This window comes from Acidisoma sp. PAMC 29798, assembly GCF_030252425.1.
Classification (GTDB): domain Bacteria; phylum Pseudomonadota; class Alphaproteobacteria; order Acetobacterales; family Acetobacteraceae; genus Acidisoma; species Acidisoma cladoniae.
Map to the genome: position 1 here is coordinate 1,529,706 of NZ_CP126994.1, position 16,022 is coordinate 1,545,727.

Below are 16,022 nucleotides of genomic sequence, written 5' to 3' on the forward strand. Positions count from 1 at the left end.
GTAATGCTGACAGGCGGTCATTCATGGATGTCGATGCGAGGCTCTTGAGCGGGATCGGCACGCTGGTCGCCGTCGCGGAAACCGGTAGCTTCGTGCGGGCGGGGGAGCGGCTGGGCCTGACCGCCTCGGGCGTCAGCCGCGCCGTCGCCAGGCTGGAAACGCGCCTCGGGGTTCGGCTCTTCGATCGCAACGCCCGCGCCACGACACTCACCGAGGCCGGCCGGCGCCTCTTTGCCGAGGTCTCGCCTTTGCTTGCCGGCATCGCGGAAGCGGCAGGCGGCGCTGCGGGGGAGGCCGCCGCCGTCACCGGTCGGCTTCGGGTGAAATGCGACCCGTGGTTCGCCAGCGTGCTGCTGGCACCGCGCCTGCAGGCATTCCTCGAGGCCTATCCTGCGCTGACGCTGGAGGTGGTGGTGCGCGACACCTTGGGCGATCTCGTTTCCGAAGGATTCGACGCTGCCGTGCGGTTCGGTGAACCGGAGCCTTCGGGCTTGCTCACGCGCAAGTTGCTGGAGACGCGCATCCTGACCTGCGCCTCACCCGCCTATCTCGCCCGGCACGGCCGGCCGACGCATCCCCGGCAATTGGCGGCGGAAGGCCACACCTGCGTTCTGTTCACCGACCCTGCCACCGGGCGGCCCTTCGCCTGGGAATTCCACCGCGCGGGCAAGGTGCTGACGGTCAAGGTGCGTGGGCGATTGGTGCTGAACGATGGCGCCACGGCCATCGCCGCTTGCATGGCGGGGTTCGGGATCGCGCAACCGATGGCGCTCGGCTTGGAAGAGGCGTTTCGTGACGGCAGGCTCGTCAATCTGTTTCCCGACTGGAATGACGAACTGTTTCCGCTGCATTCCTATCACCCATCGCGCCACCTGCCGCCGGGCAAGGTCCGCGCCTTTCTCGATTTTATCGTCCACTCCGTCGCGCGACAGAGCAGCGGTTCATCGTGACGGGTGAGTCGCGATCCAATGCTGCGCGACGGACCGGCGGTTGCACAGCCAGACGCCCTCATGCCCCTGAATGTGATCGATCAGCCGTTCCAGCGCGCCGATGCGGCCGGGGCGGCCAATGAGCCGGTTGTGCAGCCCGATGGACATCATGCGCGGCCGGCCTTCTTGGCCCTGGTGATACAGCCAGTCGAATGCATCGCGGCAATAGGTGAAGAAGTCGTCGCCGGTCGCGAAATCGCCGCCGCGTTGCAGGCGGGAATCGTTGTTGTCGAGACTATAGGGCAGCACCAGATGCGGCTTGCCCGAAACCTCGGTCCAATAGGGCAGATCGTCATTATAGGCGTCGCTGTCATAGAGGAACGCGCCAGTCTCGACGACCAGACGGCGTGTATTGGGGCTTTGGCGGCCAGTGTACCAGCCGGAGGGTGGGGTGCCAATCAGGTGCGTGATGGCCGCGATATTGCGCAGCATATCCGCGCGCTCCACAACTTCTGGCACGGAGTGGTAGTCGATCCAGCGCTGGCCATGGCAAGCAACTTCGAAGCCGCTGGCGACGATCTCGGCACAGGCGGCGGGATTGCGCTCCAGCGCCATGCCGACGGCATAGAGCGTCGCATCGACGCCACGGCCGCGCAGCAGGCGCATGATTTCCCAGAAACCGACGCGGCTGCCGTATTCGAAACTCGACTCCGCATTGAGACTGCGGCCGCCCATCAGCGGCGTCGTCACGCCGACATCGGTCAGCACATATTCCGCATGATCGTCACCGTGAAGCACAGAATATTCGCCGCCCTCCTCGTGATTCAGCACGAAGGAGACAGCGATCTTCGCATCATTCGGCCAATGGGGATGCGGCGGATTGCCGGCATAGCCGATGAGGTCGCGCGGATAGGTCATGCTTGCGCGCTCCGCTCCGCCGCAATCCAATCCATATAGGCGTGCAGCGCGTCACGCGTCGGGCGAGGCTTCCAGCCGGTCTCGGTGGTGATGCGCGCGATGTCATAGGCGCCCCACATGCCGCCCGTGAGCGTCGGGTCTTGCAGGATATCCGCCTCGTCCGGCGGCGTGATCTCCGCCCAGAAGCCTGGCACTTTTTCCGCCGCCCAGGCGACGAGATTGCCGACCGTCGCGACCTCACCGGCCGCGATGTTATAGACGCTGTGGTGAAGATTCGGCGCATGGAGCAGCGACGTGATGCCGGTCGCGACATCCTCGGCATGGATGTAATCGCCCACCGCGTCGAGCGTGTTGACCCGCACGCGGTCGGTGCCCTCCAGCGCCATATGCGCGATACGATTAGGCACATGGCGAAAGTTCCGGCTCGCCGTTGCGCGGTCCATGGGGCCGTAGACCGATGACAAACGCACGGAGGCGGTCTGCATGGCAAAGAGATCGCCGTAGCGTTCGGTGATCAATTCCGAAGCGAATTTGGAAATGCCGTAGAGACGGCGCGGCATGACGTACCCATCCTCGGGCAGCGGCTCACCGGGACGATCGGGACCGTGATGCTTATACACCGCACCCGAACTGACATAGATGAAACGTGCAAGATTGGGCAGCCTGCGCGCCCAATCGAGCACCGCGATCGTGCCCATGATGTTCACGTCGATGATGCGGGCGGGGTTCTCCGCCTCCGGCTCGCGCTTCGCTTCCTCCGCCGTGCCGCGTGACAGCGGCGTGACGGTCGCGCCATGCACGATATGGGTGATGTCGTGGTGGGCGAGCGCATCTCGCCAGGTCTCCGGCTGCGTCACATCCGCGACGATGACAGTCAAGCGGTCAGCGACGGGTGCGAAATAGCGTTGGGCTGCGGCATCTAGCGGGGCCGCATCCAGCGCCACCACGCGCGCGGCGGGATCGGCATCGAGCCAATGGCGCGCCATGACACTCATGACGAATCCAGTCGCACCAGTAACGAGGAGTGTCATCGGGAGGCCTCTATTGGAAAGTCGAGCAATAGCCCGATCAAGGCCTGGGTCGCGATCGTGAAATCGACCATGTCCATCGCTTCGTCGGGATTATGGCTGCCACTCTCGTTGCGGACGAAGATCATCGCAGTGGGAATGCCCATCTCCGCGAAGATCACCGCATCATGGCCGGCGCCGCTGGCCATCTCATAGGGCTGGTCGAGGAGGGTCATCAGCTTGGCGCGCAGACGCGCATCCATCAGCGCTGGCACTGAATCACTGGTGGCGCCGAGATCGAAGGTGACGCGATAGTCTGCACCGATGCGCGCCGCTGCGTCTCGCGCTTCGGCCGCGACCCTCGTCATCGTCTCGTCGGAGATGCTGCGGATATCGAGGACGAAGCGGGTTTCGCCCGCGACCTTGCTCGGGCCATGCATGGCGGGATCGGTGGTCAATTCGCCGGAGGTAAAGACGAGATCAGCGCCCGATGCTTCCTCGCGCAGCCAGACCGCTTCCATATGATGCAACAACGCGACGGTGGCCGCCACGGCGTCGCGCCGAAACGGCCGCGCGACCGCGCCGGAATGGGCGTATTCGCCGATGCATCGGGCATTGCGAAAACGCTTGCAGCCGCGAATGCCGGTGACGACGGCGGCGGGCAGCCCCGCCTGCACGAGCGTCGGCCCTTGTTCGATATGCAGTTCCAGATAGGCGCGAATGGTAGCGGGATCATGCAGGCGCCGCCGCGTGCGGATTGCCTCGGCATCGAAGCCCTGAGCGACAAAGGTCTCCTCCAGGCTGCGGCCGTCATCGAACCGGGGGACGGCGAGGCAGGCGGGATCGAGTAATCCGAAGGCGCCGGCGCTGCCGACATAGGGAATGTCGAACCAGGCGGATTCCTCTGCACGGATGGCCATGGTGGTGATGTCACACCCGGGCACGATACCCGCTTGGCGCAAGGCCGAGAGGGCGGACAGGCCGGCGACTACCCCGGCCGCGCCATCGAAATTGCCGCCCTGCGGCACGGAATCGAGATGTGAGCCGATGAGGATGCGCGGGGCGGATCGGTCGCGGCCTGGCAGCGTCATGCTCAGATTGCCGATGGCATCGATGGCGATCTCCAAGCCCATCGCTGCGGCGGCCGAGCGCAGGATGTCATGTGCCGCTTGTTCTCCCGCGCCGTAGCTATCGCGCTCGATGCCCCGGCCGCGTCGCGTCGCCGCATCGAGCGCCGTGAAAAGCGACGCCGCAAGGTCGATATCGGGATGGATGAGTTTGGAAATGGGAAGATCCTCGCGCAAGCGTTGCTCGTGACGGCGGTTGGTTCAATAAACAGCCGACTCATCGATGGAACGCAGGAAAATGTCCAGTTTGCTTGCCGGGAAGATCGCCGTGGTGACCGGGGCCAGTTCCGGCATCGGGCGGGCGATGGCCACCAGCTTCGCAGCCGAAGGCGCGATCGTGGTGATCGCCGATGTCACGGAGGACGCGCTGGAGGGTGGCGCGCCGACGCTGGATCTCATCACCGGCGCAGGCGGCGAGGGGTTCTTTCGCACCACCGATGTCGCGCAGTGGGCGGATGTCGATGCGCTGATCGCGGAGACGGTCGCGCGCTACGGGCGGCTCGATGTCATGGTCAATAATGCCGCGATCTATTCCGGCACGCCGCTGCTGGAAACCACAGCGGAGCAGTGGGAGCATGTCATGGCAGTGAACATGACCGGCATGTTCAATGGCTGCAAACGCGCCATTCAGCAGATGATCACGCAGGAGCCGCGCGCCGAGGTGCGGGGTCGCGTCATCAACCTCGGCTCGCAGCAGGGCATCGTGACGTCGCCGCGCGATACGCCCTATGGCGTCAGCAAGGCCGGGGCGATCTACATCACGCGTCAGATCGCCGTGGATTATGCGAAGGACTTGATCGTGTGTAACTCGATCTCACCGGGGAAGGTAGTGACGGGCAAGCCCGGCCTGCCGATGGATCCGGCGCTGATGGAGAATGCGCGCCGCCGTACGCCTTGGCCGCGCCTCGGCCACCCGCAGGACATCGCCAATGCAGCGGTGTTTCTAGCGAGTGACCGCGCGACGTTTATCACGGGATCGAATTTGGTGGTCGATGGTGGGTGGTTGGCGGGGTAGTGGCGGATAGCGCTCCGCTCATCCGCCCTACGAATTGGTGTAGGGCGGAAAAGCGGAGCGCATTCCGCCGGCTGCTTACCCGAAGGTCGCTTGGCTCAGGAACAAGCGGTTGGCGATCGGCGGAATGCCTTTCAGCCCCTTCTTCACCGGCACGAGATAGTCATAGAAATAGCCGAAGATGATCGGCGTCTCATCCAGCAGAAGTGTCTGGATTTCGGTCGCGAGGCTGCGCTGGCCGCCGAGATCGGGCGACTTGCCATAGGCGGTGACCAGCTTGTCATAGGTCGGGTTCTTGAAATGCGCGGCGTTCCAGGTGCCGTCGCTGAGCAGCGGGGCACGGAGGAACACGTTCGGCACACCGCGATGGCCGTAATCAGTGATGCCGAGCGTGCTATCCAGCCAATCGGACTGACCGAACACCGCCTTGCCGTAATAGGCATCCTGGCTTTCGACGTTCAGGGTGATGTCGATCCCGGCATGCTTGGCGAAATCCTTGATCAGAACGGCGTAGTCGGGGATTTCGATATAGTTCTCGGTGGTCAGCGTGACCTTGAAGCCCTTGGGCACGCCGGCCGCCGCGAGCAGTTCCTTCGCCTTGCGCAGGTCGATGTCGCGCTGCGGGATGGTATGATTGGTCATCGGGAAGGCAGGTGCGAAGGGGCTGTCATTGCCAACAACCGCCAGGCCGCGGAACAGACCCTTCACCAGCGCCTTACGGTTCAGCGTGAGGGCGAGAGCCTGGCGCACGCGCTTGTCCATGAAGGGGCCGGTGTCGCAGCGCATATGGACCTGCTCATGACCCGCACTACGCTCCCGGATAATGGTGAAGCGCGGATCGTTGAGCAGTCCCTGCCCGCCGGAGACGGTGACCTGCGCGAGCACATCGAGCTGGTCGCCCTGCATGGCGAGAATCTGCGGCTGCTGATCGGTGAAGAAGGTGAACTCGGTGCGATCCGGCAGCGCCTTCTCACCCCAATACTCCGTGTTGCGCACAAAGGAGCAGCCGACCTTGGCGGTGTATTTCTCAAGCTTGAACGGGCCAGTGCCATCCCAGTTGTGTTCAAAATCGCCTTTATATGTCGCGGGGAGGATGACGCAATTGTAGTTGTCCGAGGACACGACATAGGGAAAGGCGCCATAGGCGCTGTCGAGATGGAAGGCGACCGTCAGGTCATCGACCTTCTTGCTATTGCCCGGCGACAGAATGCCCTTGAACGCAGACAAGGCATTGGAGGCATTTTTTGGGTCACACAGGCGATCAATGCTGGCAATGACATCATCGGCTGTCATCGGCGCGCCGCTGTGGAACTTCACGTTCGGGCGCAGCTTGAAGGTCCAGATGGAGCCGTCGGTGTTATGCGTCCAGCTTTCGGCGAGGACCGGCATCAGGGTGAAATCGGGTCGCAGAACAGTGAGGAATTCGCCGGTCTGGATCAGCACTTCCAGCCCGCCATTATCGGCGATCGTCACCGGATCGATCAGGGCGGACGGCACGGTGATGCCCACACGAATGGTGCCGCCGGGCTTCGCCATGGTGGCGGCGCGCGCGGGCTCGGGGGCGGCGACCAAGCCAAAGCTTGCAGCCACGCCACCGAGAAGCGGCAATGACAGGCCGAGCAATGTGCCTTGCCGCATGAAGGTGCGGCGGTCGATCCGGCCGGAGGCCGCTTCATCGAACAGGTCGTTGTCGATGGCATCGAGCCGGCGACGGAGAAGATCGAGCGGATTATTGCGAGCTGTCATATTGGTTCCTCTGGGGGAGATACGGTGACGCAGCTCCACGACGGATTGATATGCGAGGTTTGGACGCGACGATTGCGGAACAACCGCCGTCAGCTATGCAGGAAGCGCGCCAGGACCATGGTCTATTCACGCGGCGAAGGCTAGCGGGACTCCCCTAAACCTCCGCCGTGAACTGAAGCCGCGCGAGGCGGGCATAGAGCGCGCCCTCGGCCATCAAGGCTTCATGCGTGTCCGTCGCGACGATGCGGCCGGCTTCGATCACCACGATGCGGTCGGCGCGCCGCACCGTCGCCAAGCGATGGGCAATGACGAGCGTCGTTCGGCCACGGGACAAAGCGGCGAGGGCGGTCTGCACGGCCAGTTCCGATTCCGCATCCAGGGCACTGGTCGCCTCGTCCAGCAGCAGCACGGGCGGATCGCGCAGGATGGCGCGCGCAATGGCGACGCGCTGCCGCTGACCGCCTGACAAGCGCACGCCCTTTTCGCCGAGATAGGTGTCGTAGCCCTGCGGCAGGTCGTCGAGAAAATCGGCATGGGCGGCATGGCCGGCGGCGCGGATGTCTTCATCCGTCGCATCGGGGCGGCCGTAGCGAATATTCTCCCAGGCCGTGGTGCTGAAGATGACCGGATCCTGCGGCACGATGCCGATGCGGCCGCGCAGCGCGGATGGCTCGACTTGGGCGATATCGACCCCGTCCATTCGCAGGATGCCGCTGTCAGGATCGTAGAAACGCAGCAGAAGCTGGAACACCGTCGTTTTGCCGGCGCCGGAGGGGCCGACCAGCGCCACCGTCTCCCCCGGTTCGACCGTGAGGGAAAAGCCGGACAGCGCCGATTGGTCCGGTCTTGCCGGATAGGTGAAACGGACGTTTTCGAAGACCACGCGCCCCTCAGCCCGCATCGGCAGCAAGGCGGGCTGCGCAGGGGCGGTGATGGTCGGCTGCTCATCGAGCAGCTCACGCATCCGCTCGGCCGCGCCACCCGCACGCTGCAATTCGCCCCATAGCTCGCTCATCTGCATGCCGGAACTTGCGAGCAGCACGGCGTAGAAGATGAAGGCGGACAGATCTCCGCCGCTCATGCGCCCGGCGACCACATCCCGCCCGCCGACCCAGAGGCTGAACACGATCGCCCCGAAGCCGAGCAGGATCACCACAAGCAGCAGCGTTGCGCGGGTGCGCACCCGCAGCAGCGCCGCATCCATCGACCGCTCGACATCGGCCGAAAACCGCGCCCGATCGGCCGCCTCATGCGTAAAGGCCTGCACAGTGCGAAGGGCGTTGATGGTCTCCTCCGCATAGGCACCGAGATCGGCGATGCGGTCCTGCGCCATGCGCGACAGCCGCTTTTCGCGGCGTCCGAATAGCACCAAGGGCACCACCACGAGGGGTATGACCAGCACCACGATGCCGGCGAGCTTCGGGCTCGTCACCAGAAGCATGACGAAGGCGCCCACCAGCAACAGGGCGTTGCGGATCCACTGGGAGATGGCCGAGCCGATCAGCGCCTGAAGCACGGAAATATCCGCCGTCAACCGGGTGAGGATGTCGCCTGTCCGCGCCGTCTCGAAGAAGGCCGGGGAGAGGGAAAGCACGCGGTCGAACATATCCCGCCGCAGGTCGGCGGCGACCCGCTCACCGAGCCAGGAGACGAGGGAGTAGCGCGTGAAGGTGGCGGCCGCGAGGGCCGCGACGACCAGGAACATGATGAGCGCCGCCGCGTTCAGATGCGCCATGTTGCCGCCGGCAAAGCCGTGATCGATCAGGCGGCGCACGCCCTGGCCGAGGGCCAGTACCAATCCTGCCGCGATCAGCAGGGACGCGGATGCCCCCATCACCCGTCCTAGATAAGGCCGCAGATACGGGAGCAGCAGCGTGAGGGAGGTCAGCCGGGTCGCGCGAAGCCTCGGCGTAAGGGGCAAGCTGCATTCCCTAAATGTGAGTGACGAGTATAGAGGGTTTTAGGCGGAAGACGGAGGTGTCTCATGGCGGCGCGGCAAATGCACCTCGGCGCATTCCTGTTCAATCTCGGCAACCATAGCGCCGGCTGGCGGATGCCCAGCACGCGCACAGACGGGCTGATGGATTTCGCCTTCTACCGCGAATTGGCTGAAATCGCGGAGCGCGGAAAGTTCGACCTGCTGTTTCACTCGGACGGTCTCGGCATCAACGACACCTATGACGCCGTCTTGCGCCATAGCGTGACCATCCGGCCCGAACCGCTGACGCTGCTCTCCGCGCTCTCAGCCGTGACGACGCGCATCGGCCTCGCCGCTACCGTCTCGACCACCTATCACGAACCCTATCACATCGCCCGCATGGTCGGGATGCTCGACTTCCTGAGCGAGGGGCGGGCGGCGCTGAACCTCGTGACCTCCAGCACGGATTTGGAAGCGCGGAACTTCGGCCGTGACACGCATCTGGACCATGCCGAACGTTATGAGCGGGCGCGAGAATGCGTCGATGTGCTGCGCCGGCTGTGGGATAGCTGGGAGGATGGCGCGCTGGTCTTCGACACGGCGAGCGGGCAGGTGGCGGACCCGGCGCTGATCCATCGCGCGGATTGGCGCGGGCGGTTCTTCACGGTGCGCGGGCCGCTGAATATGCCGCGCCCGCCGCAGGGGCATCCGGTCATCATCCAGGCGGGCATTTCAGAGCCCGGCCAGGCGCTGGCGGCGCAGGTGGCGGATGTCGTGTTCAGTATTCAGCGCACCCTCGCTGCGTCGCAGACGTCTTATGCGGCGGCAAAGCAGCGCGTGATCGCCCATGGGCGATCGGCGGAGGCGATGAAAATCCTGCCCGGACTGATGCCGATCGTTGGACGCACCCGGATGGAGGCGGAGGCGAAGGACCGTGCCTTGCAGGATCTGGTGCCGGCCAGCCTCGCCGTGTCCTATTTGTCGGATGAAGTGCAGCATGATCTTGCCCGTTACTCGCTCGATGGGCCGCTGCCTGACCTGCCCGAGACCAATGCTCAGAAGGGGCGTCTTCACCTGATCCGGGAACAGGCGCGGGACGGGCTCACGATTCGCCAGATCGCGACTCACCTGGTGCAGAATCGCGGCCATATGAGACTCGTCGGCACGGCGGAGGAGATCGCGGACGTGATGCAGACCTGGTTCGAAGGCGGCGCCTGTGACGGCTTCAACATCCTCGCGGCCTCGCACCCCCAGGGGCTGGCGGAGTTCGTGGATCAGGTCGTGCCGGAATTGCAGCAACGCGGCCTGTTTCGCCACGACTATGCGGGCACGACCTTGCGCGCGCATCTGGGCCTGCCGAAACCGGCGAATGTCTTTGCTTGATCCCGTTTTGTTCTCTTTTCCGGCATGTGCTAGAGGGTCGGCAGCATGTCTCACCGGCGCATCATCCATATCGACATGGACGCCTTCTATGCGTCCGTCGAGCAGCGGGACGACCCCAGCCTGCGCGGCCTGCCCTTGGCCGTCGGTGGGTCCCGCCAGCGGGGCGTGGTCGCCGCCGCAAGCTATGAGGCGCGGAAATTCGGCGTGCGCTCGGCCATGGCCTCGGTCACCGCGAAGCGAAAATGCCCCGAGTTGGTCTTCGTGCCGCCGCGCTTCGACGTCTACAAAGCGGTTTCGCAGCAGATTCACGCCGTCTTTGCGCGCTACACCGCGCTCATTCAGCCATTGTCTCTGGATGAGGCCTATCTGGACGTGACGCAGCCCTTGCTTGACCGTGGGTCCGCCACCGCCATCGCCGAGGAAATCCGCGCGGCGATTCGTGCCGAGACCGGGCTGACGGCTTCGGCCGGCGTGTCCTACAACAAGTTCCTGGCGAAACTCGCCTCCGACCACCGCAAGCCGGACGGGCTGTTCGTCATCACCCCACGCCTGGGCCCGCTGTTCGTGGAGACGCTGGCCGTGGGCAAGTTCCACGGTGTCGGCCCGGTGACCGCGGCGCGGATGAATGCGCTGGGCATCCATACCGGCCTCGACCTGCGCGCGCAGTCCCACGCTTTTCTCACCGAGCATTTCGGCAAGGCCGCCGATTACTATTACGGCGTGGCGCGCGGCGAGGACGATCGCGAGGTCGAGGCCGATCGCATTCGCAAATCGGTCGGGGCCGAAAACACCTTCGAGCGTGATCTCACGCAATGGGACGATGCGGTGGCGGCGGTGGAGCCTTTGTTCGACAAGGTTTGGGCCGCCTGTGCGCGCGGCGGCCATGCCGGGCGCACGGTGACCATCAAGGTCAAATACGCTGACTTTCAGCAGATCACACGCAGCCGTTCGACCCTCGAGCCGATCCCCTCGGCCTCCGTTCTTGCCAGCATCAGCCTGGAGCTTTTGCGGCCCTGTTTTCCCTCGCCACGCGGTGTGCGCCTATTGGGCGTCACCATCTCAGGCATGGAACCGCAGCGTGTTTTGCGGTCAACCTCTCAACTGGCGCTTACGTTATGAAGCTATGGCGGCGGTTTCGCGGATTGACCGGCGCGGTCTGCATGGTCACGAGTCTGGCTGGCTGCGTCTCGAACTTCGGCTACACGCCGAATGCCGATATGACGCTGGCAGCTGCTGAAAACACGGACTATCTCGAATTCTGCGCAGGCTCCGGCATTCGCATGAAGCCACATTTCGCGGCCGATGTCAGCGGTGGCATCGGTGGTCATGCGGCCTTCTTTCTCAACGGTGCCTGCCGCGACCCGAACGTGAATTACCCCACGCTGCGGATGTGCGATCAATTGCCGCCCGATGTGGTGCAAGGCGCCGGCGTCAGCATGGACGGCAATTTCAGCAATGCGAATTGGACGGTCACGGCCGGGCGCAGCTTCTTTTATGACGGCGGTGTCGCAGCGGGAGAGCCCTTCACCCAGGCGCGCTATCTGCAGATGGAGCGGGACGCCGAGAAGCTGGGTATTTTGAACGGGCTGGTCTTTCGGCCAGAACTCTATGCAGACAAGCCCGCCGGCATGTCCGATCAAGACTATCGCTATGACATTTCCGTCGGCACCGATTATGGCATCGGCCTGGCGCGGGGTCGTTACTGCGCGCGCGTGCCAGTATCGCGGCCGCAAATGCTGCGCATGGTGAATTTTCTCAATGCCAAGAACGAGGAATATGCCGGCGCGCGGCATTTCGACGGGTCGATCTTGCAGAACAATTGCGTGCATCTGTCGCATAATGCACTCGCCGCCTGCGATATTTTGAACCCCTGGCCGACAGATCAGTTTTGGCCCTATGCCGTCTTCTCCTTTCCGGTGCCGAAGAACGATTTCGTCAATATCATGCGGCGCACCAACGACACCAAGATGGATGATCTGGTGGCGCTGTTCCACGATCAGCCGGCGCGCGCCCTGCTGATGGAGTATGGGCGCCTGCCGTCTGAGCCGGGCGCGCTGGCCACGGCTTATGTCGTGCACGCGCCGAACGACGTGTTCGACACCAAGGTGGCGCTGATCTTCTACGATGATCCGCCGATCGGGTCCTATTTGCGCCACTTCAACGCGATCTTCTCCGAGCCGCGCTATACGAATCGGATCGCCAATCTGACCTATTTTGCGTCCCTCTATGCCGGTCTCGATGCCGCAAGAAAGCCGCTTGCGGCCTGGGAGACTCAGGTGCCGGCGACGGAGCAGGCGGCATTCGCCCGTTTTTACGCCGACTACTACGCTCGCCTCACCGCGCTGCGTGGTGATATCTCTGCCGCGCTTGCAGGGTCATCCATCCCGGTCGGGTAAAGTTCATGGCCTTGTCACGCGACGGACTATCCGCCTCGGCTAGGGAGTGGTGATGGCACGCATCAAGACGCCGTCTCATCCCAGCCATCAATTTGGCCAGAAGCGCCCGCCCGCGCATGGCGGCCATAGCCAGGCGAGCCCGCTCTTCCACGGCAGCAAGGTGCAGCCGCTGCCCGCGCCAACGGGGCAAGCGCCGTTCCGCCTGAATTTGGCGGAGATCATTCCAGACGCCGTCAAGGCCATGGAAAAGGCGGGCGGCATGGCCTTGCATATGGTGGGTGACACTGGCGGCGTGCAAAACCCGACACCACAACAGCTCGTTGCTAATGGTCTTGAGCAGGATGCAGGCGTGGCGGGCGCCTTCGGAGTACCCGGCTTCTTTTATCACCTCGGCGATGTGATCTACTTCGATGGGCAGGCGAGCGAATATTTCGCGCAGTTTTACCAGCCCTACGAACACTATCCCAATCCGATCCTCGGCATTCCCGGCAATCATGACGGCGACATCTATGACGATGGCAAGCTGGTCAATCCGGAACCATCGCTGGCGCCCTTCGTGCGCAACTTCTGTGCGGCGACGCCCGGTGTTCATACGCCCGAAGCGCGTGAGGCGACACGCACGGCGATGATTCAACCGAACGTGTATTTCACGCTCAACACGCCCTTCGCGACCTTCGTCGGCCTCTACACTAATGTGCCCGAGGGCGGCGTGGTGCATCCCGACCAGCAAGACTGGTTCGAGGGTGAGCTGGCGGCGGCCGATAAGCATCTTCCCCTGATCGTGGCGATGCATCACCCGATCCAGTCGCTCGATACCTTTCACAGCGGCAGCAAGACCATGGCGAAGGTGCTGGCGACCGCCGTTGCGGCCTCAAAGCGCCAGCCCTCCATGGTCTTCGCGGGCCATGTCCATAACTATCAACGCTTCAGCGTGAGTGATGCCCATGGCATGACGCCGTTCATCGTGGCCGGGCATGGCGGCTACCACAATCTGCACAAGATGGCGCGAGCCAATGGGCAGGATCTGGTCACGCCGTATCAGGCACCGAATGATCCGAACGTCATCCTGGACAGCTACATGGATGACCGGTTCGGTTTCCTGCGGCTGGAGATTTCCGGCGACTTCATCGATCTCGCCTGCATGAGTGTGCCCCGGCCGCAGGAGCCGTGGTCGAAGGCGCCACGGCTGTACGACCGCCTGCGCTACAATTGGAAGACGCGCAAAAGCGTCATGTTTCCGAGTTAGAGTTTTCGCGCCCCGACCATCGCATCAATCGAATATCTTCCAGCGCCGGTCACGTAAAGCAGGAAGAAGCCGCCCATGATGCTGACGTTTTTGTAGAAGTTGATCTCGGCTTCGTATTGGGCCGCACCCGTCATTGTCCAGTAATGATGGCCGATGATGGCTGTTGCCAGCGTATAGAGCCCGAGCAGCACGGCGAGCGGTCGCGTCAAGACGCCCAGGATGAGGGCGATGGCGACGAAGACTTCCATGACGATCGCGACGATGGCGGCGAGGGGCGGCACGGGCACACCGGTTTGGGTCATATACCCGACGGTGCCGGTATAGTTCATGAGCTTGCCCCAGCCGAAGATGAGGAACAGCAGAACGAGCAGGATGCGGGAAACGAGGATGACTTCGTTTCTGATCGTGTCGGCACCAAATGAGCGCATCGCGACCTCCGTTGAGAAAGCATGCAGGGGTGGTTTCGGGCAGGATATCTGTCATCACGGGCGGCCAGAAGGCTGGCAAAAGCCGTTGTTTGGGGGCAGGGGCGTTCGGTCATCCGAAGCCCCTGCAACCCAACGCACCGCGAGGTGCTCTATGGCTGGGGGACCTGGAACCGAAGATGGAGCAAACAAGTCAAACCCATCAGCTCCAACAATCCCAACAACTCATTGAAAATACTACGTCTTAGCCGAGCGCTGGAGGACAAGATGGGGCAGTAGATGGGGCAAAGTCAACCCGTCCAGACGGCCGTAAGGACAGGCGAGGGAGCCGGGCGCTTTGCGCCGTAGCCAGGACAAGTTGGTCGCGTGACTATCGTCTCTCTAGTCACCGCCTGCTAGATCTCCAGGAGAGGAGGGTTCCTCTTCTTTAGGCTCAAGCTTGCCCCTAAGCTGCTCGATACCTGCTACAATTTTATGCAAGTCCAGCCGCCACTGCTGCGGCACTTTCTCCTGCTCATCAATCAAAAATAGAGCAAATATATCGAGCAACATTGCATAACCATGCATCAGGCTAAAAAAGTAATAACGCTGAATCTTGGGGTCGCGTGAGAACTGAAAGTATTCTGTCGTCGCCCAACTGATGCCGTCATTATCGCGGAACTCACGCCTCCTGTGTGTAAATGTCTCAATGTCCGCGTGACTTGCGAACTGGCTGCACACGTCATGCATATCGATTAGATTCGGAATCATGGGATGTGGGAGCTTCTCCGGTCTATTGTCCCGGATGAAGTTCTTTGCGTGTCGGATGAGCTTGTCGAACGGTTTAGTTCTAGCGAAATAGGCCTCCTGAGACGGCCGATCCTGGATGATGTAAGCTGCGACAAGCGCGGCATCAATCGCGACCCTAAGCGAGCTGAATGCTTCGGAAAGATGGCACCGCAGAAGGCATGCCGTTCCGAAGAGAAAATGATAATGGGTAAATCCCAGAAGCTGAAACACAATCAGGTCGGCTTTTGCTCGCAAGGTAATTTTGGATAGCGCAGCACTATAGAGAGCTTGAATATGGCTAACAGCTCTCAGTTCCTCCAGGTCTTGAGACATTGATATAGAGAGCTGCTCCTGCTCTAGCTCAATGAAGCGCTCAAGAGTCAGCGGCTCATCATCAATATATTCACGCATCGACATCCCTCCAAAGCTACGATTGTATGCGAGAAATCGTTGACGCACTGACGTTGTAGGAGCGAGCAACCTCGCGCACTGGCTCTCCCCGAGCCTTGCGGGCCAAAGCTTCATTCCTCTGATGAAGCGTGAGCTTATGCGGTCGTCCTAAGCTTTGCCCGCGAGCTTTGGCTCGTGCTCGCCCTTCCCCGGTCCTCGTTCGAATCAGCTCGCGTTCAAACTCGGCGAGGCCACCGAGGATAGTTACCATCAATCGGCCATGGGCCGTTGTGGTATCCGCCCAGGCGTCTCCAAGCGAGCGGAAAGCGGACTCCTTGGCAGCGATGGCGGCCAGGATATTCAGCAAGTCTCGTGTGGAGCGAGCAAGACGGTCTAACCGGCTAACCATCAACACGTCACCCGGCTCCAGAGCCGCGACCGCGCGGGCGAGCTGGAGACGGTCGGTTTTCGACCCGCTAGCGGTCTCCTTAAACACACGACCACAGCCTGCGGCCGTGAGCTGCCCCACCTGCGTCTCAACACTTTGGCCGTCTGTCGATACCCTGGCATATCCGTAAATCATGCTTTAATTGTGCAACGGACTTGTGCAACTAAGAAGAGAAATTGAATCAATTGGTTAGTTTTGTTGCACAAGTTTTGAGTTCTGCATGAACAAGCATGGAAAGAACTTCCTTGTTGGACAGCTCACAAGCCTTTCGACAAATGTTTTTGTCGAAAGATAACAAAATGAGGAGGC

Annotated in this window: 14 protein-coding genes; 6 read left to right on the forward strand and 8 right to left on the reverse strand. The window is 62.4% G+C overall.

What is annotated here, in order from left to right:
- Window positions 1-23: 23 nt before the first annotated feature.
- Complete coding sequence (locus QP803_RS07315; protein ID WP_284947127.1) at window positions 24-950, forward strand: LysR family transcriptional regulator; 927 nt, start codon at window positions 24-26, stop codon at window positions 948-950.
- On the opposite strand, the gene QP803_RS07320 is transcribed toward QP803_RS07315, so the two are convergent.
- Genes QP803_RS07320 through QP803_RS07330 form a run of 3 tightly spaced genes read right to left on the reverse strand, consistent with a single transcriptional unit; the run spans window position 942 to window position 4,158 of the window.
- A complete protein-coding gene (locus QP803_RS07320; protein ID WP_284947128.1) occupies window positions 942-1,847 on the reverse strand; it encodes a polysaccharide deacetylase family protein in 906 nt (301 codons plus the stop codon). The two genes, QP803_RS07315 and QP803_RS07320, sit on opposite strands and share 9 nt — an antisense overlap.
- Window positions 1,844-2,878: an NAD-dependent epimerase/dehydratase family protein gene (locus QP803_RS07325; RefSeq protein WP_284947129.1), complete on the reverse strand. Its 1,035-nt coding sequence runs from the start codon at window positions 2,876-2,878 to the stop codon at window positions 1,844-1,846. Before QP803_RS07325 ends, QP803_RS07320 begins: the two co-directional genes overlap by 4 nt.
- Window positions 2,875-4,158, reverse strand: a complete 1,284-nt coding sequence (locus tag QP803_RS07330; protein ID WP_284947130.1) for a Zn-dependent hydrolase — start codon at window positions 4,156-4,158, stop codon at window positions 2,875-2,877. Before QP803_RS07330 ends, QP803_RS07325 begins: the two co-directional genes overlap by 4 nt.
- A gap of 61 nt (window positions 4,159-4,219) precedes the next feature.
- Between QP803_RS07330 and QP803_RS07335 the strand changes: the two genes are divergently transcribed.
- A complete protein-coding gene (locus QP803_RS07335) occupies window positions 4,220-4,996 on the forward strand; it encodes an SDR family NAD(P)-dependent oxidoreductase (protein ID WP_284947131.1) in 777 nt (258 codons plus the stop codon).
- Between the two features lie 75 nt (window positions 4,997-5,071).
- Here the strand turns inward: QP803_RS07335 and QP803_RS07340 are convergent, their stop codons facing one another.
- Window positions 5,072-6,739, reverse strand: a complete 1,668-nt coding sequence (locus tag QP803_RS07340) for an ABC transporter substrate-binding protein (RefSeq protein ID WP_284947132.1) — start codon at window positions 6,737-6,739, stop codon at window positions 5,072-5,074.
- Between the two features lie 154 nt (window positions 6,740-6,893).
- On the reverse strand, window positions 6,894-8,660 hold the full coding sequence (locus tag QP803_RS07345; RefSeq protein WP_284947133.1) for an ABC transporter transmembrane domain-containing protein: 1,767 nt from the start codon (window positions 8,658-8,660) through the stop codon (window positions 6,894-6,896).
- A gap of 63 nt (window positions 8,661-8,723) precedes the next feature.
- Here QP803_RS07345 and QP803_RS07350 point away from each other — a divergent pair, with 63 nt between their 5' ends.
- The 4 genes from QP803_RS07350 to QP803_RS07365 are packed head-to-tail and all read left to right on the forward strand — an operon-like array spanning window position 8,724 to window position 13,682.
- Window positions 8,724-10,040: an LLM class flavin-dependent oxidoreductase gene (locus QP803_RS07350; protein ID WP_284947134.1), complete on the forward strand. Its 1,317-nt coding sequence runs from the start codon at window positions 8,724-8,726 to the stop codon at window positions 10,038-10,040.
- 45 nt (window positions 10,041-10,085) lie between these two features.
- Window positions 10,086-11,159: a DNA polymerase IV gene (gene dinB, locus QP803_RS07355; protein ID WP_284947135.1), complete on the forward strand. Its 1,074-nt coding sequence runs from the start codon at window positions 10,086-10,088 to the stop codon at window positions 11,157-11,159.
- Complete coding sequence (locus tag QP803_RS07360) at window positions 11,156-12,436, forward strand: hypothetical protein (RefSeq protein WP_284947136.1); 1,281 nt, start codon at window positions 11,156-11,158, stop codon at window positions 12,434-12,436. Before dinB ends, QP803_RS07360 begins: the two co-directional genes overlap by 4 nt.
- A gap of 52 nt (window positions 12,437-12,488) precedes the next feature.
- Window positions 12,489-13,682: a metallophosphoesterase family protein gene (locus QP803_RS07365; protein WP_284947137.1), complete on the forward strand. Its 1,194-nt coding sequence runs from the start codon at window positions 12,489-12,491 to the stop codon at window positions 13,680-13,682.
- Here the strand turns inward: QP803_RS07365 and QP803_RS07370 are convergent.
- The 3 genes from QP803_RS07370 to QP803_RS07380 form a co-directional block, all read right to left on the reverse strand.
- On the reverse strand, window positions 13,679-14,110 hold the full coding sequence (locus QP803_RS07370; protein WP_284947138.1) for a DoxX family protein: 432 nt from the start codon (window positions 14,108-14,110) through the stop codon (window positions 13,679-13,681). The two genes, QP803_RS07365 and QP803_RS07370, sit on opposite strands and share 4 nt — an antisense overlap.
- A gap of 378 nt (window positions 14,111-14,488) precedes the next feature.
- Window positions 14,489-15,286 carry a hypothetical protein gene (locus tag QP803_RS07375; RefSeq protein WP_284947139.1) on the reverse strand — a complete coding sequence of 266 codons (798 nt, stop codon included), beginning with the start codon at window positions 15,284-15,286 and terminating at the stop codon, window positions 14,489-14,491.
- A gap of 16 nt (window positions 15,287-15,302) precedes the next feature.
- Entirely contained in the window at window positions 15,303-15,848 is a 546-nt protein-coding gene (locus QP803_RS07380) for a recombinase family protein (RefSeq protein ID WP_284947140.1), read from the reverse strand.
- Window positions 15,849-16,022: the final 174 nt, after the last annotated feature.